The organism is Streptomyces sp. NPDC037013, assembly GCF_055607265.1.
The window spans coordinates 1,090,804-1,115,302 of record NZ_JBVJRV010000001.1; the positions used below are offsets into that span (position 1 = coordinate 1,090,804).

Sequence of the window (24,499 nt, forward strand, 5' to 3'; positions counted from 1 at the left end):
ACTTAATTTAGGACGTGAGTTAAAACCTGAGAGATAGTCGCGTCAAGAGGTGGCGCACCGGTATGTTGCCGAGCGGAGAGGAGCCACATGGCCGAGCGGAGCAGCAGAACGGTGCGCGACCTGCGCGTGGGCAACCGCGCCTCGGTACTGCAACGGTTGTATTTCGGCGGCCCGATGAGCCGGCAGGCGCTCGGACCCGCGACCGGACTCAGTTCGGGTTCCGTGAGCAACGTCGTCGCCGAACTCACCGCGGACGGCCTCCTTGAGGAGGCGGGCAGCGTCGAATCAGACGGCGGCCGCCCGCGCACCCTGCTGCGCGTCGCGCCGTCGAGCGGCCGCCTCATCGGAGTGGATGTGGGGGAGACCCGCGTCCGCGTGGAGGCCTTCGACCTGGCGCTGACCGAACTGGCCCGCACCGAAAGGCCGTTGACGGATTCCGGCTACGACGTGCAGACGATCGTCCGCCACATCGGGGAAGGCGTGGCCGAGGTGGTGGCGGAAGCCGGCATCGAACCGGACGCCGCGTACGGCTCTCTCATCGGCGTGGGCGTGGGCGTCCCCGGCATCGTCGACCGCGAGGGTTCGGACGGCACGGTGGTGCACGGCCAGACCATCGGCTGGGACGCGGTCCCCCTCGAACGCATGCTCCGCGACACCGTCGAACTCCCCCCGGACACCGCCTACTTCGTCGACAACGGCGCCCGCGCCCTGGGTCAGGCCGAGATGTGGTTCGGCGGTGGCCGCGGCGCGCGGGACGCGGCGATCGTGCTGATCGGCTCCGGGGTCGGCGCCTGCGTCGTCACGGGCGGCGTCATCCACGGCGGCGCGTCCGGCGCGCCCGCCGAGTGGGGCCACCTGACCGTGCGCGTCCGCGGCAGACGCTGCCGTTGCGGCGCGCGCGGCTGCCTGGAGGCGTACGCGGGTGCCGAGGCGCTCCTGGCGCGCTGGCAGGAGGAGGGCGGCCTGCTGCCGCCCGGCGCGGACGAGGAGACCGGTGTCAGCGCGCTGCTTGCGGCCGCCCACCCAGGGGACGGCGCCGCGCCGGACCCGGTGGCCGCGGCCGTGCTCGACGAGACCGCCGAGTACCTCGGCGCGGGCATCTCGGACCTCGTCAACCTCTTCGGCCCCGAGAGGGTCCTCGTCGGCGGCTGGGCGGGCCTCCAGCTGGGCCCGCACCTGCTGCCCGCCATCCGGGAGTACGCCGACGCGTACGCGCTCCGCCACCCGGCCGCCCGCGCCACCGTCACCCTCGGCCAACTCGGCCCGGACGCCGTCACCGTGGGCGCCGCGACGCTGCCCCTCGCCGACTTCTTCACCCGCGGCGGCCGCCGCCGCACGGCCCCGCCCCGCACGGAGGCCTCGACACCGGCGGTGCCGGACTGGCAGGTGGTGCTTGAGGGGCGTGGGGCGCGCTGAACGGGCCGGCCGGACACCGGAACCGCGCGCGAGGCGGAGACGGACGCGCTCAGGAACGGGCCGACGTCCGTCGGGAACGGGACCGCTCGCCGCGAACCCGTCGTACGAGGTCGGCCGCCGCCGGCGGCCAGGCGCCCTGCTCGAAGGTGAACCCGGCGTCCCGCAGCCGCCCGGGCACCACCCGGCGGCTCTTCAGGAGCAGTTCGGTGTCGGAGCGGAGAACGTAGGCGCCGACTTCGGCCATCCACCGCGTCGCGGGCAGCCCGACCGGCATGCCCTGGACGCCGCGCAGCACCCGCATGAACTCCCGGTGCGGCAGCGGCCCGGGAGCCGCGAGGTTGACGGCCCCGGCGATGTCGTCCCGCGCGATCAGGAACTCCACGGCACGGACGAAGTCACGGTCGTGGATCCAGGACACGTACTGGGCGCCGCCCGCGACCGGTCCGCCGAGGCCGAGCCGCGTCAGCCACAGCAGGTGGTCGAAGACGCCGCCGCGGTCGGGGCTCATCACCATGGCCGACCGCAGGGCCACCTTCCGCGTCCGCGGCGTCGCGGCCCGCTCCTGCTCCCGCTCCCAGTTTTTGGCGATCTCGACGCTGTAGGCCCAGTAGCCGGGGACTCCCGGCTCCTCTCCGCCGATCACGCCGGTGGTCTCGTCGTTCGGCGCGTCGAAACGGTGGGCGTAGACGGTGGCGGTGCTCATCTGGAGCCAGATCCGGGGCGGCTTCCCGGCGGCGCCGATCGCCTCGCCCACGACGCGTGCGGAGTCCACGCGCGAGTCCATCATGGCGCGGAGGTTCTCGTCGGTGTAGCGGCAGCTGACACTGCGGCCCGCGAGATTGACGACGACGTCACTGCCGTCGATCACCTCGGCCCAGGGGCCGAGCGTCCGGCCGTCCCAGGCGACTTCGCCGTCGCGCGCCGGGCGCCTGGTCAGCACCACGACCTCGTGGCCCGCGGCGGTCAGCGCACGGCGGAGCACACCGCCCACCTGGCCGGTCCCTCCCGGCAGCACGATCTTCACTCGCCCTCCCCGTGACGCCCGATCTCGTACGGCGAGCGTACGACCTGCCCGTACGGCCGCGGACGGCGGTAGGGCCGTCGGCCGAGCGGGCCGGTCGGCGCACGTCGGGCGTGGCCCACCGGCCGAGGCCTCAGGGCCGGGCCTCAGGGCGGGGCCACGCCGTCCCGGTCACCGCCCTGGCGCGGCGGCCTGGCCTGTGGGGTGAGCCCGGCCGGGCCCGCCTCGATGTCCGCGATCAGCCGGTGGATCAGCGAGACGCCGGGCGGCACCGCCACGGCCGGGCCCGTCTCCGGGACGCCACCACCGAACGCGCCGCCCCCCTCCGCCACCACCGCTCTCGCACCCCGCGCGGCCCCCGCCACCCCGAGAGCACCGGCGAGGGCCTTGTGGGCCCGCCGCCAGGCCCGGCTGCGGCGTCCGCGCGCATGGTCGACGAGCGCCTGCGCGTACTGCGTCATGGAGCGGGTCCAGAGATCGTGACGTGGCTGCGGGCCCGCCGACGCCCGCCGCACACTGCGCCGGGCGTCCGCAGGCCGGACCCGGGCCTGCGCCACGGCCAGCAGCGCCCAGCTGGCGGCCGCGGCCGGACCGTGCTCGGCGTGTACAGGGACGGTCTCGGCGGCCTCCCGCAGATGGGCGATGGCCCGCTCCGTCCTGCCGTCCTCCAGGGCGAGCGCCCCCAGCACGTGCGAGACCCGCCCGACGGTGGCGTCATCGCCCGTGAGCACGCCCACGCGCCATGCGCGGCCGAGGAGTTCGAGGGCGTCCGGGGCGCCGGTCGCCACCGCGAGCCACCCGGCCAGCCACAGCGCCTGCGCGCGCACGCGGGTGTCGGAGCGGACGAGCGGCAGCAGCCGGCCGAGCACCGCGCGCCCCTCCTCGGCACGGCCGCAGAGCGCCCACCAGAACCACAGGTCGACGGCGAGCGCCAGCGACGACTGGCCGGTGCCGACCGGCTCCCGGGCCAGGGCGGCACGCAGGTCGGTCTCCTCGTCGCGGACGAGCGCGACGGCCCGCTTGTGCATCCCGGTGCTCCACAAGTGGTGGGCGGTGGAGGCGACATGGGCGTACCAGTACAGGTGGCGGCTGACGGCCGACGCGGTCTCCCCGGCGGACTGGAGCCGCTCGGCGCCGAACCCGCGGGCCGCGGCAGGCAGCCGGTAGCGCGGGGCGAGCACCCCGCCGGGATCGCGCACCGGCTCCAGGACCGAGGCGAGGGCGAGACGGACCAGCGCGGGCGGCACGTCCTGGGGGCCGAGCCCGCCGCCGGAGCACACGTAGGCGGCCGCGTCCTCGTCGAACTCCCCGCTGAACACGCTCAGTCGGGCCCACACGGTGCGCTCCGCCGTACCGCACAGGGCGTACCCCGCGCCGATGGCCGCACGCAGCGAACGGTGCCGGCGCAGCGACGCGTCCGCCGCGCCCAGCCAGCCCTGCGCGGACTCCAGCATCCGGGCCAACTGTGCCAGCGGATACTTCGCCGCCTGCGCGGCGGCGAGCTCGACGGCCAGCGGTACGCCTTCGAGCCGCCGGCAGATGGTGCCGGCCAGCCGCAGCTCCTCGGGGTGGTGGCCGTGCGCACCGGCGCGACGCCCGGGCGGGGCGCAGTCGTCGCCGTGGATTCCCGCGCGGAGCCGGGCGGCACGAGCCCGCTCCAGGAACAGCGTCACGGCAGGTGCCGTGGCGGACCCCGGGCCGTCGTCGGCGCCCATGTGAACCCCGGTGCCGCACGGCACATCGGTTCCGGGCCGGACGCCGCCGTCGTCTGCCGTGACCTCCAGCGGACCGAGCCGCAGCACCGCCTCGTCGCCGAGGCCCAGGGGGTGCCGCCCCGTGGTCAGGACCCGCACCCCCGGGGCCGCGTCGAGCAGCGCCCGTACGAGCCGGACACACTCCGCGCGCACCGGGTCGACGTCGTCGAGGACCAGCAGCAGCCGCCGTGGTCCAAGCCGCTCGACCAGCGCCGCGACCCCGACGGCCGCCCCGCACGCCCCGGCGCGCCCCGTGCCCACCGCGTCGCACGCCTCGTCCCCGTTCCCGTCGTCCATCGCCTCGGCCACCGTCTCCGCGACCGACCGCCGCCGCACGGGGGAGGCGTCCCACCAGCGAGCCCGCACGACACCGTCCGGCAGCGAACCGCCCACCGCGGCGGCCGCGTGCTCGGCGAGCAGGCTCTTGCCGACCCCCGCACCGCCGACGACCGTGACCAGCCTGCCCTGGGCGAGCATCCTGCGGAGCGCCGCCAGCTCCCCGGCCCGCCCGATCAGGCCACCGGCACCTCGCCCCGACCACTGCGGCCGTCCCGCGTCCTCGCCGCGACCTCGTCCTCGCACACCCATCCACTTCCGCTCGCGTCCTCCACCGCCGCGAGCCTCTGCCCGCCCTACGGCGCCGGCCCTCCGCAGAATCGTCACTGCACCGAACTCGACGGACCGTTCAACTCCGCCGCGGCGCCCGGGGTAGTGAAGCGCCGGACGAATCATGCGGGGCAGCGACTCCTCGCTATCCAGTACGGGTGAGACCTGACCGGCTGAGGACGGGACCTGGAGGTGGACGACCTACGCGGTGGTGGCGATGCCGCCGTCGACGGGGATCACGGCGCCCGTGACGTACGCGCCGGCCCGGCCGGCGAGGAAGACGGCCACACCCGCCATGTCGTCGTCGCGGCCGATCCGGCGGAGTGGGGCCGACGCCGCGATCGCCTCGCCGTACTCGTCGAGGGTCGCGGCCATCATCATCGACGGGAACGGTCCCGGCGCCACGGCGTTCACGGTGACGTGCTGCGGTCCCAGTTCCTTGGCGAGCACCCTGGTGAGCTGATGCAAGGCGGCCTTGCTGCTGGAGTACGAGTAGTTGGGCCGCTGGGGGATGTGGATGGCGGCGATGCTGCCGATGTTGATGATCCGCGCGGGGTCGTCGGTGGTGCCTGCCCCGCGCAGTGCGGGCAGCAACGCCTGGACCAGCCAGAACGGCGCCTTCAGGTTGAGGTCGACGACCGTGTCCCAGGCCGCGTCCGGGAACGTCTCCAGCGGCTCGTCCCACATGGCGCCCGCGTTGTTGACGAGGATGTCGAGCCGCTCCGAGTCGGCGGTGACCAGGTCGGACAGGCGCCGACACTCGTCGTGGCGGGACAGGTCGGCGGGGATGGCCCGCACCTCACCGAATGGGGACAGCTGTTCCTGCGCCTGAGCACACGCTTCCGCGTCGCGTGAGCTGATGACCACGCGGACGCCCGCCTGGAGAAGGCCACGCGCGATCATCATTCCGATGCCTCGGGTACCGCCGGTGACGAGCGCGCGCTTTCCGCGCAGATCGAAGAGTTCCGCGTGCGTGGTGAATCGGTTGTCTGCCACTTGCCGCCTTTTTCGGTTGGTCGTGCGGGATGGTGCGCCGACACGCATTGGGTGTTGGGCCCGGCTGTTTGGACGCTATGGCCCTGGAGTGCACTCCAAGCAAGCGGCCAGAGACGGACGACGGACCGGCGCGCCCAGTCAGGTGGATCACCGCCCACCGCGTCCTGCCAGACGTGACCGAAGCAGCACGCCCCGCAGGACCCCCATCAGGATCCGCCCCGAGCCCCGCCCCGGGACCCGAGCCGGGCCTCTCGCGCGGCAGAACGGAACCCGCCATCGGGCCCGCGCCGAAGGGCGCAGGGAAGCCCGAACGGCTGCCCGCCAAGGAGACCTGGCGCGCCCTGTACCGGCACTTCCGGCCGCATCGCGGAGCCGTCGCGCTGGGCGCGTTCCTCACACTGATCGGCTCGGCCACCGGGCTCGCGCAGCCGCTCGCCGCCAAGTCGCTCGTGGACCGGCTCGGTGGAGACGACTCCATCACGGGCGTCCTGGTGCTCCTGACCGCCCTGGTGGTGCTCGGCACCGCGATCGAGTCCGTCGGCGCGTACGTCCTGGAACGCACCGCCGAGTCCGTGGTGCTCGCGGCGCGGCGCACCCTGATCGGCCGGCTGCTGCGGCTGCGCCTCGCGGAGGTGGAGCGGACCCAGCCGGGCGACCTGATGTCCCGCGTCACCTCGGACACGACACTGCTGCGGGCCGTCACCACCCAGTCCGTGGTGTCCGCCGCCTCCGGCGGCCTCACCTTCCTCGCGACGATCGTGATGATGGGGCTGATGGACCCGGTGCTGCTCGGCGTGACGCTGGGCGTGATCGTGTTGATCGGCGGCGCGGTGGGGCTCGTCATGCCCAGGATCTCGCGGGCGACGCAGCGGGCGCAGGAGGCGGTGGGCACCATATCGACCGCTCTGGAGCGGGCGTTCGGCGCCTTCAGGACGGTGAAGGCCTCCGGCGCCGAGCAGCGTGAGGCCGCTGCGGTGGAGGCGGCCGCGAAGGATGCGTGGCGGCACGGGGTGCGCTCGGCGAAGTGGCAGTCCATCGCCTGGAGTTCGGTCGGCCTCGCGGTGCAGGTGTCGTTCCTCGCGGTGCTCGGGATCGGTGGCGCGCGCGTCGCGTCGGGGGCGATATCCGTCTCGACGCTGGTGGCCTTCCTGCTCTTCCTCTTCTATCTGATCGACCCGGTGTCGCGCCTGGTCGAGGCGGCTTCGCAGTACCAGGTGGGCTCGGCGGCGATCGCCCGGATCGTGCAGGCGGAACGCCTGGAGACGGAAGAGACGGAGCAGACGGAAGCGAGCGACGGGGAGCGGGAGACGGTGAGGGCCGAGCCCGGCGGCGGTCCGGCCTCCGTGACCTTCGATGCCGTGACGTTCCGCTACCGCGACGACCTCCCGTACGTCCACCACGGTGTGACCTTCGACGTGCCGGGACCGGGCATGACGGCGTTCGTCGGGCCGTCGGGAGCGGGCAAGACCACCGTGTTCGGCCTGATCGAGCGGTTCTACGAGGCGACGGGCGGCCGGATCCTCGTCGACGGCAGGGACGTACAGGAGTGGCCGCTGGCCGAACTGCGCGCCGCCATCGGCTATGTGGAGCAGGACGCCCCCGTCCTCGCGGGCACCCTGCGCGAGAACCTTCGCTTCGCGGCGCCGGACGCCACCGACGCGGAACTCCACGACGTGCTGGTGCGCGCCCGCCTCGACGCCGTGGTCGAGCGGTTGCCGGAGGGCCTGGAGACGGTCGTCGGACACCGCGGCTCCAAACTCTCCGGCGGCGAGCGGCAACGGGTGGCGATCGCCAGGGCGCTGCTGAGGAAACCGCGCCTGCTCCTCCTCGACGAGGCGACCTCCCAACTGGACGCGGTCAACGAACTCGCGCTGCGGGACGTGGTCGCCGAGGTGTCCCGCGAGGTCACCGTCCTCGTGGTCGCCCACCGCCTGTCGACGGTGACCCTGGCGGACCGGATCGTGGTGATGGACGCGGGAAGGGTACGGGCGGTGGGTACGCACACCGAACTGGTGGCCGCGGACCCGCTGTACGGAGAGCTGGCGGCGACCCAGTTCCTGGCGACCCCGGCATGACCGGCGGCGCGGAGGCCCCCCGGCCCGCAAGCACCCCGGAACCCGCCCGCCGATGGTCCGGGCCTGCGCGCACGGCGACCCCTTCCGTTCTCACCAGCCCCTGGTTCGTGCCCAGTTCGCTGCGGTCCGTGGTCTACCGTGACGACATGACGCGTCCGAACCCCAGAGCGGTCCACGACCGCTATGCCGACCGAATCATCGACCAGACGGCCCAGTTGACCGCCGTCGTCGCCGGCGCCGCGGCCGGCGCGCCGGTGCCGGGATGCCCCGGCTGGACCCTCGCCCACCTGCTGCGCCACGTCGGCGGTACGCACCGCTGGGCCGAGACGGTGGTCAGCACCCGGGCCACCGGGCCGGTCCCCGACGAGCAGGTCAACGACGTCACGCCCGAGGCGGACGACGACATCCCCGGGCTCTCCGCCTGGCTCACGGAAGGGGCCGCCCGGTTCGCGGCCACGCTGCGCGAGGCGGGCCCGGACGTCGCGGTGTGGACGGTGGCCCCGGGCGGCACGCCTCTCTTCTGGGCCCGCCGCATGACGTACGAGACCGTCGTCCACCGCTTCGACGCGACAGCGGCGGTCGGCGGGACCTACACCCTGGCCGCGGACGTCGCCCTGGACGGTCTCGACGAGTGGATGGAGTTCAGCACCCTGCCCCAGGCCTACGAGTCCGAGGCCGCGCACCGCGCGCTGCTCGGCCCCGGCCGTACGCTCCATGTGCACGCGACGGACGCCCCGGAAGGGACGGGGGAGTGGCTGATCGACCTCACCGAGGCCCCGATCACCTGGACCCACGCACACAAGAAGGCGACCACCGCCGTACGCGGCTCCCTCACCGACCTCCTCCTGCTGCTGTACCAGCGCCGCACGCCGACCCCCGCCGACGGCATCGAAGTCCTGGGCGACGAGGCGCTGTTCACCGATTGGGTGTGGGGCGCGGGCCACTGGCTGCGACGCTGAGCGGCGCCCGCGTGCGGCCCGGCGGGGAGAGGTCTCCTAGCTGTCCATGATCTGGATCAGGTTGCCGCAGGTGTCGTCGAGGACCGCGACGGTGACCGAGTCCATCTGCGCCGGTTCCTGGGTGAAGCGCACACCGAGACCGCGCAGCCGGTCGAACTCGGCCTGCACGTCGTCCACGGTGAAGGCGGCGGCCGGGATGCCGTCCTCGACGAGCGCCGTCTTGTACGGCTTCACCGCGGGGTGGCCGTCCGGCTCCAAGAGCAGCTCGGTCCCGTCGGGGTCCTCCGGTGACACGACGGTCAGCCAGCGGTCCTCGCCCATCGGGACCTCCTGCTTCTTCTGGAAGCCCAGCACGTCCGTGTAGAAGCGCAGGGCCTTCTCCTGGTCGTCGACGAAGACGCTGGTCAGGTTGATCTTCATGGGGTGTCCTCCGGCGCCTTCTCGGCGATTTCCTCGGATATGTCGGGACGTGGCGCGGGCGTGGGCCTGAGCCAGCGGGTCACGATGTGTTCGAGGGGTTCGGTGGTCAGATCGTGGAATTTGCAGCGGCCCTCGCGCCGCGAGCGGACCAGGCCCGCTGATTCCAGTACGGCCAGATGCTGGCTGATCGCCTGGCGGGACAGGCTCACACCGTGCTTGCTCACCAGTCGCGCGCAGATCTCGAACAGCGTCTGGCCGTCCCGTTCCGCCAGCTCGTCGAGGATGCGCCGGCGGGTGGGGTCGGCCAGGGCCTTGAAGACATCATCGGTCACGTCCCCACGATAGGCAAGTAACGACTTGCCTATCAAGAGAAGGGGACGAGACGGGCCCCCACTGGTGCCCCGGCGCAGCTCCGGCGCATCCGCGGCGCGCGCCGGAGCACGGCGCCCGGCCGCGCAACCGGAGCGGACGAATGGCGGGAAGTGGCGCGTGTGGTGCGCGGCGGGCGGTGGGAACGTACCCGGACGACGTCCACGGCGGACGCGTGGGCACGGGGACGGAGAACACCGATGGCCGATCCGCTGACCGACGCGCAGCAAGAGGTGCAGAAGTACCGCGACCTGCTGCGCGACAACCCGCAGTCCCCCGAGCGGAACGCCTGGCGCAACGCGCTGGCGTGGGCACTGTGCGACCGGCTGGCTCCGCTGCTCAGGCCGATTCGCCCCGACGACGCCGCGGCCGCCGCCCGTGAGGGCATCGGGATCACCCGGGAGCTGCTGGCGGAGAACGCCTTCCCGCAGTCGCGCCAGGGCTTCGCCAAGCGGATCGCGGAGGCCGCAGGGTACCTGCCGGCCGCCGAGGCGGTGACGGCCACCGAGGCCTCCGTCGCGGTGTACCGGGAGCTGTCCGACGCCCACCCCGACGACACCGAGCAACTCGCCTGGCTCTCCTGGGCGCTGGCCGGCCGGCTCGCCCCCCGTCAGGCGGCGGCGGGACAGACCGCCGCCGCGGCGGCCTCCGCGCGCGAAGCCGTGGCGATCACCCGGCGGTTCCTTGCGGCGCCCACCCTGCCGCCGAACGCGGACGGGCACGCCCGGCTGATCGCCGAGGTCGCCCGCTACCTCCCGGACGCCGAGGCCGTCCCCGCGATCGAGACCGCCGTCGGCGTGTTCCGGCGGCTCGCCGACGTCGAGCCAGGCGACCTGCGGCGCAAGGACGCGCTCGCGGACGTGCTTGCGGGCCGGCTGGCACCCCGCCAGGCGGCACTGGGCCGGACCGATCCCGCGGCGGTGTCCGCCCGCGAGGCGATCACCCTCACCAAGACCGTCGTCGAGGACCCCGCCGTGGCGGGGAACCTCGCCGGATACGGGCGGCGCGTGCTGATGGTGGCGCAGTACCTGCCGGAGGAGGAGATGCTCCAGGCCACCGAGTACGCCATCGGCCTCTACCGCAGGGCCGCGCACCGGGACCCGTACAACCTGGGTCTCAACCGCGACCTCGTGTGGGCGATGGGCATCTGGGCCGACCGGCTGGAACGGGCCGGGCGGCGCGCCGCCGCGGCGGCCGTGCGCGCCGACGCCGACAAGGCCGCCCGCAACGGCGAGCGCAGCCTCGCCGGGCAGGACGTCCGCTTCCCGCCGCGCACCGCGCTCTCCGTCGTCTCGCGCCACGTCGAGCACCTCGACGCGTTCGCGGTGGGCGAGGACGGACGGGTGTGGAGCGTGTGGTGGAACCACCTCTGGCAGGACTACTTCACGCTCGGCTCGAAGACCTTCCCGCCGGGCACCACGGTCTGCGCGGTGGCCCGCGACACCGACTACATGGACGTGTTCACCGTGGACGGCGACGGGCGGCTGTGCAACGCCTGGTGGTCGGCGGACGGCGGATGGCGGACGGAGTGGCCGCCGATCCGGGGCGGCGGCGTCTTCCCCGCCCTCACCCCGGCGACCGCGCTGAGCCGCAACTCCGACCTCATGGACGTGTGGCTGGTCGGCGCCGACGGCGTGCTCAACGGCGTGTGGTGGAACGGCGAGTGGAAGAACTGGTACACCCTGCCCGGCCCGGTGTTCCCGCAGCGCGCCCCCATCACCGCGCTCACCCGCGACGACGACCACATGGACGTCTGGGGCATCGACGTGCACGGCGCGGTCTGGGGCATCGGGTGGAACGGCGACTGGGACACCCGTAACTGGACCCGGATCGGGGACCGCGCCTTCCCCGTCGGCAGCCGGATCGCCGCCGCCTCACGGGACAGCGACAAGCTGGAGATCTGGGTCCTCGACGAACACGGCGCCGTGTGGGGGAACTGGTGGGACGACGGATGGCACGACTGGTACACCATCCCCGGCATGAACTTCCCGCCGGGCACCCCGCTCACCGGGCTCAGCCGCCACGACGGTTCCCATCTGGAGGTGTACGGGGTCGGCGCCGACGGACACGTGTGGCTCGCCTGGTTCGACGGCGACAACTGGATCCACCCCGTCGAGGGCGCCGAGCCGCGCCACTGGTTCCGACTGGGCGAGGACCGCGACACGTTCCCGCAGGCCGCCCCGCTGGCACCAGTGGTCCGCCACCTGACGGGACCGCCCCTGAACCTGACCACCATGGAACTCTTCGGGGTCGGCACGGACGCCGGCATCCACACCGCCATGTGGCTCCAGAACTGGCGCCGCTGGTACCGGGTCCCCGTCCCCGTGGTGCGGTTCCAGCAGCGCATCGAGAGCGGCGGCCTCGCGGCGCTCGGCGGCTGGGCCGGGGTGAACATCTGCGTCGACGGCAGCGTCCAGTGGTACGGGCACGCGCACGACAGCAGCGACATCGACGGCTACGACTTCGGCGTCGCGTTCTACGTCAAGGGCGAGAAGCGGATGATCGCCGTCTCCCACGACGGGGACGTCTCGCCGAGCCACGACGACACGTGGTGGGAGGAGATCCACCCGCCCAACACCTACGTCCTGGCGGCGCTCTCCGAGTTCCTCGGCGCCCAGGACCACATGAACATGCAGTACACCAGCCACATCGGCCAGACGCTGGAGGGCCTGGTCTCGTTCGCGCTGAAATGGTTCGTCGGGGACCTGACCGGACCGACCGGCGTCGTCGTCTTCCTGGGCGTGGAGATCGGCTCGATCATCTCCACGGGTTCACTGGCGGGCGGCGCGGTCGTCATGCAGGACGTGCTGTGGATGGCGGGCCCCGCCAACTCCCTGCTCGCGCTGGGCGCAGCGGCGATCGTCGAGTTCGCCTACAAGGAAAGGGAGTTGCCGAAGGACACGTACGACCTCGTCAACACGCACGTCTTCGGCGGCACGCTCCCGGGACACGACAAGCTCCGCCTGACCAACGTGATCGGGGCGGAGGGCCGGCCGTTCACCATGCCCGCCCCCAAGGACGGCATGATCCTGGTCAACATGGGCGAGGCCGGCTACCAGGACCCGGTCAACTTCCAGGTGGGCGGCGTCGGCGCCACCCAGGTCGCCACCATCCCGTACGGGACCCTCGTCCACGAACTCACGCACGCCTGGCAGATCGCCCACAGCGGCATGGAGGTCTCGCTGCTGGTGAACTCCCTCTCCGCCGTCCTGCAGGGCAAGGACTCGTACCGGTACGGCCCGGCGGGCCCCGACTACGCGAGCGGCTTCACCACCGAGGGCCAGGCACAGATCGTCTCCGACTGGTTCAACAAGTTCGCCCGGCACGACGTGCCGGCGACGCCGACCACCCCGTCGAGGATCGAGGCACGCTTCGAGCAACTGACCCTCAACGCGGCGGTGTCGGACCCCTACTTCCGGTACATCCACGACAACATCCGCACGGGAGACTACTGAGCCGGGCAGTGCCACGAAGGGGCTGTACGGGCGGTGGTCCGAGGGGGCCCCGCGGGCGGCGTGACGGCGCGCCGACGTGATCGTTTGCAGCGTATGAACTCCATGAAGCGTGCTCTCGTCGCCGTATCGCTCCTCACCGCGCCCGTGGCGCTCGCCACCCCCGCCGTCGCGGGCGAGGCCAACCCCCCGCTGGGCAAGACCCTCCAGCAGGGCCTGAGCCAGTCCAACGACATCCTGATCGGAAAGGATTCCAGCGTGGCCCAGCAGGTCGCGTCGTCCGCGGTCGAGGCGCTGCACAGCGCACTGAACTGAGACGACATCCCGGCCCCGTGCCGCACCGATCGCGACCGGTGCGGCACGGGGCCGTCGTACGCCGTCCCTACTGGGCGGGGACCTGGTAGGGGGCGTCCTGCAGCAGGCGGGCCAGATGCACCGTGTTCGCCACGAGGGTCCGCGTGGTGGACGCGACGGCGTCGGGCGTCTCGTCGAGGTCCTGGTAGTCGGTGCCCTGCATGGCCTCGCCCACCCAGTAGGTCACGGCGCCCGGCGCGAGGGAGAAGCCGACGTCGTTGAGGCCCTGGAAGACGTCGGCGCTCACCTTGTGGGCGCCGTCCTCGTTGCCCACCACCGCCACGGCCGCCACCTTCCCGTAGTACAACGGGCGTCCCTGGTCGTCGGTCTCGGAGGAGTCGGCGTTCAGGCGCTCGAGGACACGCTGGCAGACGCTCGACGGGTGGCCGAGCCAGATCGGGGTGGCCACCAGCAGGATGTCGGCCCCGAGGACCTTCTCCCGCAGCGCCGGCCACGCGTCGCCGTCACCCATGTCGACCTCGATACCGGGCTTCACGTCGTGGTCGGCGACCCGTACGGTCTCCACGGTCACCTTCCGCTTCGCCAGCTCGGCCAGGACCTGCCCCGCCAGCTTCTCGCTGCTCGACTCGGAGGGGGAGGGGGACAGGGTGCAGACGAGTGCCAGAGCGCGCACGGTGACTCCTTTCATCGGTTCCACAGGGGTAAGCGGCAGAGAGACCTCCAGTCCCCTTGATCGTCACCCGTGAAACATCACCGGGCACGCGCACGCGCCCGTGGCCGCGCTACCGGCCGTCGGCCGCCGGGATCCGGGCCCCCGTACCGCTCACCCGGACGCGCGCGTCACCGGCGCGCAACCCGACGTGCAGGACGCCCGGACGGCCCATGTCCGCGCCCTGGTGCAGGACGAGGTCGGCGTCCTCGGCGACCAGCCCCAGTTCCCGCAGGTACGCGCCGAACGCGGCGGCCGCCGCTCCCGTGGCCGGATCCTCGACCACCCCTCCGACGGGGAAGGGATCGCGGACGTGGAAGACCGTCGCCGACTCGCGCCACACCAGCTGCACCGTGGTGAGGTCCAGAGCGGTCATGAACTTCCTCAGCCGCTCGAAGTCGTAGGAGAGGTCGGCAAGGCGTGAGCGCGTCGAGGCGGCCACGATCAGATGGCGGGCCCCGGCGTAGCCGATCCGCGGCGGAAAGGCCGGGTCCAGGTCGGCCGCCGACCAGCCGAGTGCCGCGAGCGCCTCGTCGACGTCCTCGGCGGACACGTCGAGGACCGCGGGCTCGACGCTGGTGAGCGTCGCGAGCAGGGTGCCGTCCGGGGCCTCGGTCACCGACACCGGGACGGTCCCGGCCCGGGTGGCGAGGACCAGGTCGCCGGCCCCGTGCCGCTCCGCGTGGGCGACGGCGGTGGCGATCGTGGCATGCCCGCAGAAGGAGACCTCGGCCTTGGGCGAGAAGTAGCGGACGGTGTAGGCGCGCTCCCGGCCGGCGAGCTCCGCCGGAGGCGCGGTGAGGAAGGCGGTCTCGCTGTACCCGAGCTCGGCGGCGATCGCCAGCTGCTCGTCGTCGGTGAGCCCCGTGGCGTCGAGGACGACTCCGGCGGGGTTGCCGCCCGCGGGGTCGGCGGAGAAGGCGGTGTAGCGGAGGATCTCGGGGCCGCGCTGCTGTGTCGTCATGTCAGTCGTCCATCTCTGGGGCTGCGGAGGGGCGGTGGGGTGGTGGTTCGGTGTTGCGGTGGTTCGGTGGCGATGAGAAGATCATCCATGCCGGACACTTCGCTGTCCGACGAAGTGTGGTTGTCACAGGGTTCTGGGGTGGGTCCATGCAGAGCGCGAGCCGTCCGGGTGGCGGGAGAACGACGAGCGACGACAAGTGGGCCCACGGTGACGGGGAGCCGCTCAAGCACCAGGCCGACATCGCCCGCGCGGCGGCCCTCATCGCCGACCCGTCACGGGCCCGCATCCTCAAGTGCCTGGGCGACGGCCGCGCCCTGCCCGCGAGCGCCCTGGCGGGCGAGGCGGCGATCGGCGCCGCCACCGCGAGCGCGCACCTGGCCAAGCTCGTCGAGGGCGGACTCCTCGCCGTCGAACGACGGGGAAGGCACCGTTACTACCGGCTCACCGGGCCGGATGTGAGCGCCGCCCTGGAGTGCCTTGCCGTGATCGCGCCGCCCCTGCCCGTCACTTCGCTCAAACAGAGCAACCGGGCCGGCGCCCTGCGCCGGGCCCGCTCCTGCTACGACCACCTCGCCGGGCAGCTCGGCGTGGCCATCATGCGCGGCCTGTTGGAGCGTGGCGTACTCATCGGACACGACGGCATCCACCGGGCCGCCGAAGCCGTGCGTGACCGGCCGTCGTCGTACGGGCACGACGTCCGGTACCGACTCACGTCCACGGGCCGCACGACCCTCGCCGGACTCGGCGTCGACTGTGACCGCCTCCCGCCGCGCCGCCCCGCGATCCGCTACTGCGTCGACTGGAGCGAGCACCAGCACCATCTCGCCGGAGGGCTCGGGGCGGTGCTCACCGCCCGGCTGTTCGCGCTGGACTGGGTGCGGTGGGGGCCGAGCCCACGGGTCGTACGCCTGACCGCCGCGGGCGCCGACGGACTCGAACGGACCCTCGGCGTCACTGTGTCGTAGCCGTGCGCGACGAGGAAAATCCCGTGCTCACCTGCGCCGGATTCAATAAGCTCAAGGAAGTTCCGCCCCCAGGGGCAACGGCCGCCTCGGCGCGGCCGGTTGGGACGTGCACCGTGACGAGTAAGAGCGATGAGAGAGGGGAACGGCCGTGCGGCACCGCAGCGCTGATGTCGTTCCTCCGTCACGGTTCGAGGTGATCCTGGTGTCTTCCCGCCCCGGGCGCCGGCTGCGCGGCCGGCCCCGGACTTCCTGACGACACCAGAGCGGCCGTTTTCCGCACCCAAGTGGCGGCTTCCTGCCCGGAGTTGCTGACTCGGGCGCGTCCGTCCACCGCCCCCCCGCACGGGTTTTCCGTGCCGGTGTGCGGGCCGTGACGGCCCGCTCCCGCTCTGTCGTCGGGCATCGCGCCGACCCGATTCCGTATCACCCGGAAAGGCCGAGGCCGTGCGTACGCACCTGCACCGTCGCCCCACCACCACCCTGACCGCCGTCCGCAACCTGGGCATCCTCGCCCACGTCGACGCCGGCAAGACCACCGTCACCGAGCGCATCCTGTATCTGACGGGCACCACCCACAAACGGGGCGAGGTCCACGACGGTACGACCGTCACCGACTTCGACGCCCAGGAACGCGACCGTGGCATCACCATCTTCGCCGCGGCCGTCAGCTGCACCTGGGACGGCCACCGGATCAACCTGATCGACACCCCCGGCCACGTCGACTTCTCCGACGAGGTCGAACGCTCCCTGCGGGTGCTCGACGGCGCCATCGCCGTGTTCGACGGCGTCGCCGGAGTCGAGCCGCAGAGCGAGTCGGTGTGGCGGCAGGCCGACCGGCACGGCGTCCCGCGCATCGCCTTCGTCAACAAGCTGGACCGGGCGGGCGCCGATCTCGACGCGGCGGTCGCGTCGATCCGGGACCGGCTGCACGCCGTACCGCTGGTCGTCCAGTTGCCGATCGGGCAGGAGGACGGCTTCATCGGAGTGGTGGACCTGCTGCGCATGCGCGCGCTCACCTGGACCGGCGACGGCGACGGCGCCACGGAGGGTCCGGTCCCCGCGGAGCTGCGCGAGGAGGCGCGGCGACGCCGGCGACTGCTCGACGAGACCGTGGCGGAGCTGCATCCGGCGGCCTTCGACGAGTTCTGCGCGGGCGCGGCCCTGTCGGCGGAGACCCTCTCGGCGGCCCTGCGCGACCTGACGCGTACGGGTGAGGGCGTCGTGGTGCTCTGCGGGTCGGCCTACCGCAACCGTGGCATCGAACCGTTGCTGGAGGCAGTGGTGGCGTACCTTCCGTCGCCGCTGGACGTGCCCGCCGTACGAGGCACCGCGGACGGTGCGGAACAGGAACGGCCCGCCGACCCGCAAGCGCCGTTCGCGGCCCTGGCGTTCAAGGTCAGCTCGACCGCCACGGGACGTCTGACGTATTTGCGGATCTACTCCGGGACGCTCCGGAAGGGGGAGACGGTATGGGATGCGGGCGCGCGGCGCGGCGAACGCGTCGGGCGGATCCTGCGGGTGCAGGCCGACCGGCAGAGCGACATGGAGCTGGCGCTGGCCGGCGACATCGTCGCGGTGATCGGCCCGAAGCACACCCGGGCCGGCACCACGCTGTGCGCGCCCTCGGCTCCGCTGGTGCTCGAACCACCCACGGCGGCGGTACCCGTGGTCTCGGTGGCGGTCGAGGCGAGGCGCAACTCCGACACCGGTCGCCTGGTCACGGCGCTGGCCCGGCTGGTCGAGGAGGACCCGTCGCTGACGGTCAGGACCGATGCCGAGACCGGCCAGACGGTCGTGTCCGGCATGGGCGAACTGCATCTGGAGGTGGCCATGGAGAAGATCCGCCTGGCCACCGGTGTCGCGGTCGACGTGGGCCGGCCCCAGGTGGCGTATCGGGAGACACTCGTGCGCGGCCTGACCGGTTTCACGTACCGGCACGTCAAACAGGACGGTGGCGCAGGGCAGTTCGCCCACGTGGTCATCGACGTGGCACCGCTGGGTGCCGACGAGGCGTCGGACGGCCGCGAGGCCGCCCGTGCGACGGACTTCGTCTTCGCGTCGTCCGTCGTCGGGGGCCGGGTGCCCCGGGAGTACGTCCGGGCGGTCGAGGCCGGATGCCGGGACGCCCTGGCGGACGGTCCGCTCGCCGGACACCCGGTGACCGGGGTGCGGGTCACGCTCACCGACGGTTCGACGCACCCGAAGGACTCGTCGGAGATGGCGTTCCGCACGGCCGGCCGGTTCGCGCTGCGTGACGCCCTGCGCGCCTGCACGATGGCGCTGCTCGAACCGGTGGCCGAGGTCACGGCCACCGTGCCGGACGACGCCGTGGGCGGGGTGCTGGGTGACCTGGCCGCCCGGCGTGGTCGGGTGACCGGTTCGACCGCGCGGGGCGGCACGGCGGTGGTCACCGCGACGGTGCCGCTGGCCGAACTCTTCGGGTACGCGACGTCGTTGCGCAGCCGGACGCGGGGCAGGGGTTCCTTCACGACCCGGCCCGCCGGGTACGCGGCGGCGCCGTCGGCCGCGGCTGCCCGCTAGTCCCCTCCGGCCCTCACCCTCCACGGGTGGGGGCCGGACCGCTGCCCCGCGCGGGTGGTTGAGGCGTGCGGTGGAAGCGTGGGGTTGAAGCGTGCGGTGGTGGGGTTCTCTGCATCTTCCGTCAGGGGGGCTCCTCCATGGCCGAGAGGCACCCTCCCATGGGTCAATGATCTTGAGGAGGCACTGTTGCCCTGCTGCCTCTTCGGAGCCTTAACTCTTGCTGTTTGTGTGCGAGTTGAGCGTTGAGCACCACCGAAGCCATTCGTGCGATGGAAGGTCACTGCCATGACACAGCTGCGAAATTCCGTATGTGAAGCCGAAGCCGAAATCAAAACCGAAGCCGAGATCGAAGCCGGCGTGGGCCCGGCCGGCGCGCGGACCCGCTCCACCTCCACGCCCCGCCGAAAGGCCGCCCTCGGCTCCATGGCGGCGGTCGCCTTGGCGACCGTCGTGACACTGGCCGCTCCGGCCTCGGCCGCGTGGGCGGCGCAGCCCGACCGCGGCGCGGCCGGCTACGGGAGAGCGGAACTCCAGCGCGACCTGGACGACATCGTCCGCAAGGACCACGTGGTCGGCACGCAGGCCACGCTCGTGAACGGAGAGCACCGCACCTCCGCGCGGAGCGGAACCGCCGAGCTGGGCACCGGCCGACCGATGCCGGGCCAGGGGTACTTCCGGATGGGCAGCAACACGAAGACCTTCGTCTCCACCGTCGTCCTGCAACTGGTGGCCGAAGGCCGCATACGCCTCGACGACTCCGTCGACCGGTGGCTGCCCGGTGTGGTCGAGGGCAACGGGAACGACGGCAGGCGCATCACCGTACGGCAGCTCCTCCAGCACACCAGCGGCCTGCCGGACTACGACGACAGCCTGCCCATCAACGACGAGGCCGGGTTCAGGAAACACCGCTTCGACCGCTACGAGCCGCGCGACCTGGTCGACCTGGCCCTCAAGAACCCGCCGCTCTTCGAGCCCGGCAAGGGCTGGAGCTACTCCAACACCGGCTACATCCTGGCCGGAATGATCATCGAGAAGGTGACGGGACGGCACTGGAGCGACGAGGTCCAGGACCGGATCATCGAACCCCTCGGTCTCCGGCACACGTTCTCGGCGGGCGAGCGCACCGGTCTGCCCCGGCCGCACGCCAAGGCATACCAGCAGTTCAAGCCCGGCGGGCGCCTGGTCGACAGCACGGACGTCAGCATGACGTGGGGTGATTCGGCGGGCGACCTCATCACCACCTCGAACGACCTCTCGCGTTTCTGGCAGGGCCTCCTCGGCGGCAAGCTGCTCGGACCGAAGGAGATGGCGCAGATGCTCAAGACGGTGCCGGCCCACCTGGAGGGCGACAAGATGGACCGTGAGATGGGCCTCGGCATCTTCTGGACCCGACTCAGCTGCGGGGGCGGCTACTGGGGCCACGGCGGGACGACCCTCGGCCACCTCAACGCCAACGGCTTCGTCGACAAGGGCAAGAAGGGAGTCATCGTGATGCGGTCGACCAACCTCGCGACCGAAGACCGCGACGACCGGACGGACCAGCTCATCGACACCGCCTTGTGCGCGAAGAAGTGAGAGAGCTTCGGGCCCAACCTGGCGGCGACGGCGCTGAGCAGTCCAGCGACGACAACTGACAGGACCGCTCAGGTCGATCGGTGTCGATCAGTGTTGATCGATCCTTCCGGACCCGGCCGACGGCGGAGCCACACCCCGGCAGCCCGGTCGCTCGGGCCGGCTGCCGGGGCGTCGCGGCGCCCCGGGCTCAGCCGCCGCCGGCCGCGCCCCGCACTTCTCCCTGGGCCCGGCCGGGCCCGCCGGGCCCGCCGGGCCCGCCGGTCCCGCCGTCCGACTCCGCGTAGATGACCAGCGTCTGCTCCGGCTGCCCGGCCACGTGGAAGGCGGTGTAGGCATACGTGACCACGCCGCGCCCCGGCGGTCGCAGCCGCTTGTGTCCGCCCCTGCGCTGTTCGACATCGAACCGCGGCCACCACGCCCGCACTTCGGGGCTGCCGAGGTGAAGTTCCTCGACCAGCCGTGCGTACCGGGGGTCGCCCGGATGGGCGCCGGCGAGGGTGCGGACCCGGGCGAGCAGCCCCTGCGCCTCGGATTCCCAGTCGACCAGGACCTCCCGGGCCACGGGTTCGAGGAAGACCCAGCGGGCGAAGTTGGGCGGCCGGTCCGCGCCGGTGTTCAGGCGCGGGAACACCTCTTCGGCGGCGCGGTTGTGACTGAGTACGTCGTAGGTGCCGTCGATGACGTACGCGGGATGCGGCTGAAGCAGCAGGGGGACGGCCGCGACTTCGGCGGAGAGCGATTCCGGCTCGGGCGCCCCGGCCGCGGGGGCGCGTCCGGCGAGCCGTAGCAAGTGGTCGTGCTCGTGCGGGGCAAGGCGCAGGGCGACGGCGATCGCGTCGAGGACCTGGTCCGATACCCGGATGTCCCGCCCCTGTTCGAGATACGTGTACCAGGTCGCGCTCACTCCGGCGAGCAGGGCCAGCTCCTCCCGCCGCAGCCCGGGCGTCCGGCGCCGCCGCGTCGACGGCAGACCCACCTCGCGAGGCGTGATCCGCTCCCGGCGGCTGCGCAGGAACGCTCCCAGCTCCGAACGCCTCTCCGGCTCCGGCGTCCCTGCCATGAGTACCACCTCTGATTCCAGAATAAATGCGCTCTGGATACCAGGTTAAGCACGCTCCAGACTGGCGGTGAAGCAGGGCGAAGAACGACACCACCGAGGAGCGCGACGCATGACAGGCATCACGGGCAAGGTCGTGGCCATCACGGGAGCCGGCAGCGGCATCGGCGAGGCGACCGCACTACTCCTGGCGGAACGGGGCGCGCGGCTCGTCCTCGGCGCCCGCCGCACCGAACGCCTCGAGGAACTGGCCGGGCGGATCGTGGACGCGGGCGGCGAAGCCGTCCACCTGCGTACGGACGTGACCCGTGGCGACGATCTGCACGCCCTGGTCGCGCTCGCCAAGGAACGATTCGGTCGCCTCGACGTCCTGGTGAGCAATGCGGGGGTGGGCACCGTCTCGCCCCTCGACGACCTGCGGACCGACGAGTGGGACCACATGGTCGACGTCAACATCAAGGGCCTGCTGCACGGCATCGGCGCGGCGCTGCCGGTCTTCCGTGCCCAGGGCGGCGGCCAGTTCGTCGTGACCGCGTCCACCGCGGCGTACCGCGTCGTACCGACGATGGCCGTGTACGCGGGGACGAAGGTCGCGGTCCGGGCCATCTGCGAGGGGCTGCGCCAGGAGGCCGGGTCCGCGCTGCGGGTGACCACCGTCTCGCCAGGCGTGACGCACACCGGCTTCGCCGACGCGTCGAGCAACGAAAGGGTCCGCGCGGACATCGCGCGGATGCGTGATGGAATCGCCATTCCCCCGGCTTCGATCGCACGGGCCATCGCATTCGCCGTCGAGCAGCCCGCCGACGTCGACGTCAACGAGATCGTCGTACGCCCGACAGCCCAGAGCTGACCGGATCAGGCAGCGGCGGGGACGGGGCCGACGCGACTGGAGCCGAGGGTCAATTGCGGTCGGTCCTGTCGTCCAGCAGGTGGTCGATGTGTCGTTGCAGGGTGGCCAGAGCGGTGTCCGGTGAGTGGTGGCCCGCCACGACGTGGACCGTGAGGCCGTCGGCCAGGGCGAGGAGCGTGTGTGCTTCGCGCTCGGGGTCGAGGTGCTGAGGAAATTCCTCGGTGTCCTGGCCGTAGCGGATGAGCCACGTGATGAGGTCGTGAACCTTGGCATACGTGTCGTGCAGGACGGCGGCCAGTTTCTCGCTGACAGGGGCGTGGGCGACGAAGGCCAGCCAGACGTGGGCCTGTGTCTTCGACGCCTCATCCAGCAGGGCGATTCCGGCCAAGGTGTGGGACAGCAGGGTCGACGCCGCTTGGGGGGTGGAGGTGGCGGCGATGCGCTGGTTGGCGCGTGAGCCGACCTGTTGGGAGATGTGCTCCAGCGCGAAGAGCAGCATGTCCTCCTTGGTGCGGAAGCACCGCTGGACAGCCCCCATGGAGACGTTGGCCTGGGCGGCGACGTCACGGAGGCTGACTGCCTCCATGCCCGAGCGCGCGATCAGCGTGCAGACCGCGTCGGCGATCTGTCGGCGCCGGGTCTCGTAGTCGACCTGCCTGGGCACGGTACACCCCTTCCCGGATTCCGATGCACTTGCATCATATCGGAGACGCCTGCACGATGTGATGCGAGTGCATCGGAACGATGCGCGGACATCGGGAGGGAAGCTCGGCATGGCGAATCAGCTCAAGAGGTCCAACAGCAGCTCAGATCAGGGACTGTTGTGGTTGTTCGGCGCCATCCTCGTCATCCAGGGTTTCGGCTCGGCCATCACGGAGGCCGGTTGGGATACGAGCTTCGGCGTCGCCGGCCTCTTGCGGGCCGCTCATCTGCCCGAGTGGACAATCCTCTTGGTCGGCTTCGCGGGATTGGTCTTGCTTGTGATGGCGGCGCGCCGTCACCACCGGAGGAGGCGGGCGGAGCGTCGTCCATGAGAGGTGGGCGGGCCCGCCGGTGAGCGGTCGATGCCGGATCGACGTCGATCCGGCATCGACCGTGAGACAGCCCAGGTGCGTTCGCTCGTGCCTGCCGCACCACCCGAAATGAAGCGGGCCCGGAAGCCTGCACGGCTGCGCGGGCGCTGACGCCGCCGAGGGACGCGCCGCTGCCGGTCCGGTCAGTAGGTGGACGCCGAGTTCTGCTCGGCCCACTTCTTCTCGGCGTCGGAGCCTCCTGGCGGCGGCACGATTCCGTTGATCATCCAGAGGTCCTCGCTGGTCTCATCGACATGGAACTCCCAGTGCAACCCCGCGTGCTCTTCGAGGTGGGGCTGCAACATGCCCTTGATCCACTGGGCGGTCCTGCGGCGGGTCTCCTGGTCGGGATTGCGCCGGGCGATGTGGTCGATGGCGATCCGGACCCCGACCGGGGTGGGTACCCCGCCGACGTAGAAGTCCTCGGGGCGGGTTTCGTGGAACAGCGTGACCACGTAGAACCGGGGCAGCCCGACCTTTTCGTAGTGGTCGGCGATGCGGGAGGCTAGTTGGTGCTTTTCGTCGTCGGTGAATATTCCGGGGGTGTGGTGAATGGACCACAGTGGCATGGCGGTTCGTACTCCTTGGGTGATGGGACGAGATGTCAGCCGGCGGCGGAGAAGGTCAGGTGCTCCACGGGGCCGGAGAGCGCTGCTTTGACGGCGACGGTGACGTCGTCGGCGAGCACTTCCGTGTCCCCGGCCTCGAGGCCGTCGACGATTCGCGCGGCGATCTCGGTGGGTGTGGCCTTCGGCCGTTCGAGGGCGGAGACCATGTCGGTGTCGATGAATCCGGCGTGCACGCCGACGACCTGGGTGTTCTGGGGCACCAGTTCGAGTCGGAGTGAGTTCGTGACAGACCACGCCGCGGCCTTGGACGCCCCGTAGGCGCCGCTGCCGGCCAGCCAGGACAGCACGGAGTGCATGTTCACGAGTGCGCCCCCGCCGTTGGCGGCCAGGATCGGCGCGAAAGCTCGCGCCACCCGCAGAGGCCCGAAGACGTTGACGTCGAATGTCTCGGTGGCGTTCTCGACGTCACCCGTCAGCAATGCGGCCGGCAGCAGGACGCCGGCGTTGTTGAACACGATCTCGGCGTCGCCGGCGACCTCCGCGAGGGCGGCGACCGACTCCGTCGAGCGGACCTCGAGCTCGGCGGTGACCACCTCCGGGCGATCGTCGGCATATGCCGAGCGCGCGGTGGAGTACACCTTTCGCGCCCCGCGCGCCAGCAGCTCGTCCACCAGCGCCGCGCCGAGCCCCCGTCGCCCGCCCGTCACCACGGCCACTTTGCCCGCTACTGCAACCACAGCACCCCTCCACTTGAAACCTGAGTAACGATGTCGTTAGCGAGATAGAAGCACGCCGCCACTGAGTAACGCAAGC

At 72.1% G+C, this 24,499-nt stretch carries 21 protein-coding genes; 10 read left to right on the plus strand and 11 right to left on the minus strand.

The features are described from left to right. The first annotated feature begins 87 nt into the window (after nucleotides 1-87). Nucleotides 88-1,416: an ROK family protein gene (locus tag ACZ7DY_RS04795; RefSeq protein WP_471130006.1), complete on the plus strand. Its 1,329-nt coding sequence runs from the start codon at nucleotides 88-90 to the stop codon at nucleotides 1,414-1,416. Between the two features lie 49 nt (nucleotides 1,417-1,465). Here ACZ7DY_RS04795 and ACZ7DY_RS04800 read toward each other — a convergent pair whose 3' ends face one another. From ACZ7DY_RS04800 to ACZ7DY_RS04810, 3 genes are all read right to left on the minus strand, one after another. Then, nucleotides 1,466-2,440 carry an epimerase gene (locus ACZ7DY_RS04800; protein WP_471130008.1) on the minus strand — a complete coding sequence of 325 codons (975 nt, stop codon included), beginning with the start codon at nucleotides 2,438-2,440 and terminating at the stop codon, nucleotides 1,466-1,468. Between the two features lie 143 nt (nucleotides 2,441-2,583). Beyond that, nucleotides 2,584-4,773 (minus strand): ATP-binding protein, encoded by a 2,190-nt coding sequence (locus ACZ7DY_RS04805; protein WP_471130011.1) that lies wholly within the window; start codon nucleotides 4,771-4,773, stop codon nucleotides 2,584-2,586. A gap of 225 nt (nucleotides 4,774-4,998) precedes the next feature. Next, the gene (locus ACZ7DY_RS04810; RefSeq protein WP_471130013.1) at nucleotides 4,999-5,793 is read right to left on the minus strand and encodes an SDR family oxidoreductase; all 795 of its coding nucleotides are present in this window, start codon (nucleotides 5,791-5,793) and stop codon (nucleotides 4,999-5,001) included. Between the two features lie 173 nt (nucleotides 5,794-5,966). Here ACZ7DY_RS04810 and ACZ7DY_RS04815 point away from each other — a divergent pair, with 173 nt between their 5' ends. Together ACZ7DY_RS04815 and ACZ7DY_RS04820 are read left to right on the plus strand one after the other, a co-directional pair. Continuing rightward, the gene (locus tag ACZ7DY_RS04815; protein WP_471130015.1) at nucleotides 5,967-7,868 is read left to right on the plus strand and encodes an ABC transporter ATP-binding protein; all 1,902 of its coding nucleotides are present in this window, start codon (nucleotides 5,967-5,969) and stop codon (nucleotides 7,866-7,868) included. 146 nt (nucleotides 7,869-8,014) lie between these two features. Beyond that, a complete protein-coding gene (locus ACZ7DY_RS04820; protein ID WP_471130017.1) occupies nucleotides 8,015-8,827 on the plus strand; it encodes a maleylpyruvate isomerase family mycothiol-dependent enzyme in 813 nt (270 codons plus the stop codon). A 36-nt stretch (nucleotides 8,828-8,863) separates the two neighbouring features. Here ACZ7DY_RS04820 and ACZ7DY_RS04825 read toward each other — a convergent pair whose 3' ends face one another. Both ACZ7DY_RS04825 and ACZ7DY_RS04830 read right to left on the minus strand, forming a co-directional pair. Continuing rightward, nucleotides 8,864-9,247 (minus strand): VOC family protein, encoded by a 384-nt coding sequence (locus ACZ7DY_RS04825; RefSeq protein WP_471130020.1) that lies wholly within the window; start codon nucleotides 9,245-9,247, stop codon nucleotides 8,864-8,866. Then, entirely contained in the window at nucleotides 9,244-9,579 is a 336-nt protein-coding gene (locus tag ACZ7DY_RS04830) for an ArsR/SmtB family transcription factor (protein ID WP_471130023.1), read from the minus strand. Before ACZ7DY_RS04830 ends, ACZ7DY_RS04825 begins: the two co-directional genes overlap by 4 nt. Nucleotides 9,580-9,816: 237 nt before the next feature. On the opposite strand from ACZ7DY_RS04830, the gene ACZ7DY_RS04835 reads away from it, so the two are divergent. Together ACZ7DY_RS04835 and ACZ7DY_RS04840 are read left to right on the plus strand one after the other, a co-directional pair. Then, the gene (locus ACZ7DY_RS04835) at nucleotides 9,817-13,071 is read left to right on the plus strand and encodes a PLL family lectin (RefSeq protein WP_471130025.1); all 3,255 of its coding nucleotides are present in this window, start codon (nucleotides 9,817-9,819) and stop codon (nucleotides 13,069-13,071) included. A gap of 102 nt (nucleotides 13,072-13,173) precedes the next feature. Beyond that, nucleotides 13,174-13,383 (plus strand): hypothetical protein, encoded by a 210-nt coding sequence (locus ACZ7DY_RS04840; protein WP_471130027.1) that lies wholly within the window; start codon nucleotides 13,174-13,176, stop codon nucleotides 13,381-13,383. A 67-nt stretch (nucleotides 13,384-13,450) separates the two neighbouring features. On the opposite strand, the gene ACZ7DY_RS04845 is transcribed toward ACZ7DY_RS04840, so the two are convergent. Continuing rightward, nucleotides 13,451-14,056, minus strand: coding sequence for a flavodoxin family protein (locus ACZ7DY_RS04845; protein ID WP_471130030.1), 606 nt, complete (start codon nucleotides 14,054-14,056; stop codon nucleotides 13,451-13,453). A 109-nt stretch (nucleotides 14,057-14,165) separates the two neighbouring features. Continuing rightward, nucleotides 14,166-15,056, minus strand: a complete 891-nt coding sequence (locus tag ACZ7DY_RS04850; protein WP_471130032.1) for a PhzF family phenazine biosynthesis protein — start codon at nucleotides 15,054-15,056, stop codon at nucleotides 14,166-14,168. A 146-nt stretch (nucleotides 15,057-15,202) separates the two neighbouring features. On the opposite strand from ACZ7DY_RS04850, the gene ACZ7DY_RS04855 reads away from it, so the two are divergent. The 3 genes from ACZ7DY_RS04855 to ACZ7DY_RS04865 all read left to right on the plus strand — a co-directional run bounded on the left by ACZ7DY_RS04855 (nucleotide 15,203) and on the right by ACZ7DY_RS04865 (nucleotide 20,137). Then, nucleotides 15,203-16,021 carry an ArsR/SmtB family transcription factor gene (locus ACZ7DY_RS04855; protein ID WP_471130035.1) on the plus strand — a complete coding sequence of 273 codons (819 nt, stop codon included), beginning with the start codon at nucleotides 15,203-15,205 and terminating at the stop codon, nucleotides 16,019-16,021. 444 nt (nucleotides 16,022-16,465) lie between these two features. Continuing rightward, the gene (fusA, locus tag ACZ7DY_RS04860) at nucleotides 16,466-18,562 is read left to right on the plus strand and encodes an elongation factor G (RefSeq protein ID WP_471130037.1); all 2,097 of its coding nucleotides are present in this window, start codon (nucleotides 16,466-16,468) and stop codon (nucleotides 18,560-18,562) included. Between the two features lie 285 nt (nucleotides 18,563-18,847). Continuing rightward, on the plus strand, nucleotides 18,848-20,137 hold the full coding sequence (locus ACZ7DY_RS04865; protein WP_471130040.1) for a serine hydrolase domain-containing protein: 1,290 nt from the start codon (nucleotides 18,848-18,850) through the stop codon (nucleotides 20,135-20,137). Between the two features lie 187 nt (nucleotides 20,138-20,324). On the opposite strand, the gene ACZ7DY_RS04870 is transcribed toward ACZ7DY_RS04865, so the two are convergent. After that, the gene (locus ACZ7DY_RS04870) at nucleotides 20,325-21,197 is read right to left on the minus strand and encodes a helix-turn-helix transcriptional regulator (RefSeq protein ID WP_471130043.1); all 873 of its coding nucleotides are present in this window, start codon (nucleotides 21,195-21,197) and stop codon (nucleotides 20,325-20,327) included. A 109-nt stretch (nucleotides 21,198-21,306) separates the two neighbouring features. Here ACZ7DY_RS04870 and ACZ7DY_RS04875 point away from each other — a divergent pair, with 109 nt between their 5' ends. Next, on the plus strand, nucleotides 21,307-22,044 hold the full coding sequence (locus ACZ7DY_RS04875) for an SDR family oxidoreductase (RefSeq protein ID WP_471130046.1): 738 nt from the start codon (nucleotides 21,307-21,309) through the stop codon (nucleotides 22,042-22,044). Nucleotides 22,045-22,093: 49 nt separating this feature from the next. Here ACZ7DY_RS04875 and ACZ7DY_RS04880 read toward each other — a convergent pair whose 3' ends face one another. Further along, nucleotides 22,094-22,708 (minus strand): TetR/AcrR family transcriptional regulator, encoded by a 615-nt coding sequence (locus tag ACZ7DY_RS04880; RefSeq protein WP_471130048.1) that lies wholly within the window; start codon nucleotides 22,706-22,708, stop codon nucleotides 22,094-22,096. Between the two features lie 109 nt (nucleotides 22,709-22,817). Between ACZ7DY_RS04880 and ACZ7DY_RS04885 the strand changes: the two genes are divergently transcribed. Beyond that, entirely contained in the window at nucleotides 22,818-23,078 is a 261-nt protein-coding gene (locus tag ACZ7DY_RS04885) for a hypothetical protein (protein ID WP_471130050.1), read from the plus strand. Nucleotides 23,079-23,260: 182 nt separating this feature from the next. On the opposite strand, the gene ACZ7DY_RS04890 is transcribed toward ACZ7DY_RS04885, so the two are convergent. Together ACZ7DY_RS04890 and ACZ7DY_RS04895 are read right to left on the minus strand one after the other, a co-directional pair. Further along, nucleotides 23,261-23,686, minus strand: coding sequence for a tautomerase family protein (locus ACZ7DY_RS04890; RefSeq protein ID WP_471130052.1), 426 nt, complete (start codon nucleotides 23,684-23,686; stop codon nucleotides 23,261-23,263). A 35-nt stretch (nucleotides 23,687-23,721) separates the two neighbouring features. Continuing rightward, nucleotides 23,722-24,423 (minus strand): SDR family oxidoreductase, encoded by a 702-nt coding sequence (locus ACZ7DY_RS04895; RefSeq protein WP_471130055.1) that lies wholly within the window; start codon nucleotides 24,421-24,423, stop codon nucleotides 23,722-23,724. Between the last annotated feature and the right edge of the window lie 76 nt (nucleotides 24,424-24,499).

Bases quoted from the DNA above. Each gene is read 5' to 3' on its own strand.
- ACZ7DY_RS04875 (WP_471130046.1), top strand. From the start codon at position 21,307: ATGACAGGCATCACGGGCAAGGTCGTGGCCATCACGGGAGCCGGCAGC.
- ACZ7DY_RS04825 (WP_471130020.1), bottom strand. From the start codon at position 9,247: ATGAAGATCAACCTGACCAGCGTCTTCGTCGACGACCAGGAGAAGGCC.
- ACZ7DY_RS04835 (WP_471130025.1), top strand. From the start codon at position 9,817: ATGGCCGATCCGCTGACCGACGCGCAGCAAGAGGTGCAGAAGTACCGC.
- ACZ7DY_RS04855 (WP_471130035.1), top strand. From the start codon at position 15,203: ATGCAGAGCGCGAGCCGTCCGGGTGGCGGGAGAACGACGAGCGACGAC.
- ACZ7DY_RS04870 (WP_471130043.1), bottom strand. From the start codon at position 21,197: ATGGCAGGGACGCCGGAGCCGGAGAGGCGTTCGGAGCTGGGAGCGTTC.
- ACZ7DY_RS04820 (WP_471130017.1), top strand. From the start codon at position 8,015: ATGACGCGTCCGAACCCCAGAGCGGTCCACGACCGCTATGCCGACCGA.
- ACZ7DY_RS04885 (WP_471130050.1), top strand. From the start codon at position 22,818: ATGGCGAATCAGCTCAAGAGGTCCAACAGCAGCTCAGATCAGGGACTG.
- ACZ7DY_RS04865 (WP_471130040.1), top strand. From the start codon at position 18,848: ATGACACAGCTGCGAAATTCCGTATGTGAAGCCGAAGCCGAAATCAAA.
- ACZ7DY_RS04840 (WP_471130027.1), top strand. From the start codon at position 13,174: ATGAAGCGTGCTCTCGTCGCCGTATCGCTCCTCACCGCGCCCGTGGCG.
- ACZ7DY_RS04850 (WP_471130032.1), bottom strand. From the start codon at position 15,056: ATGACGACACAGCAGCGCGGCCCCGAGATCCTCCGCTACACCGCCTTC.
- ACZ7DY_RS04795 (WP_471130006.1), top strand. From the start codon at position 88: ATGGCCGAGCGGAGCAGCAGAACGGTGCGCGACCTGCGCGTGGGCAAC.
- ACZ7DY_RS04890 (WP_471130052.1), bottom strand. From the start codon at position 23,686: ATGCCACTGTGGTCCATTCACCACACCCCCGGAATATTCACCGACGAC.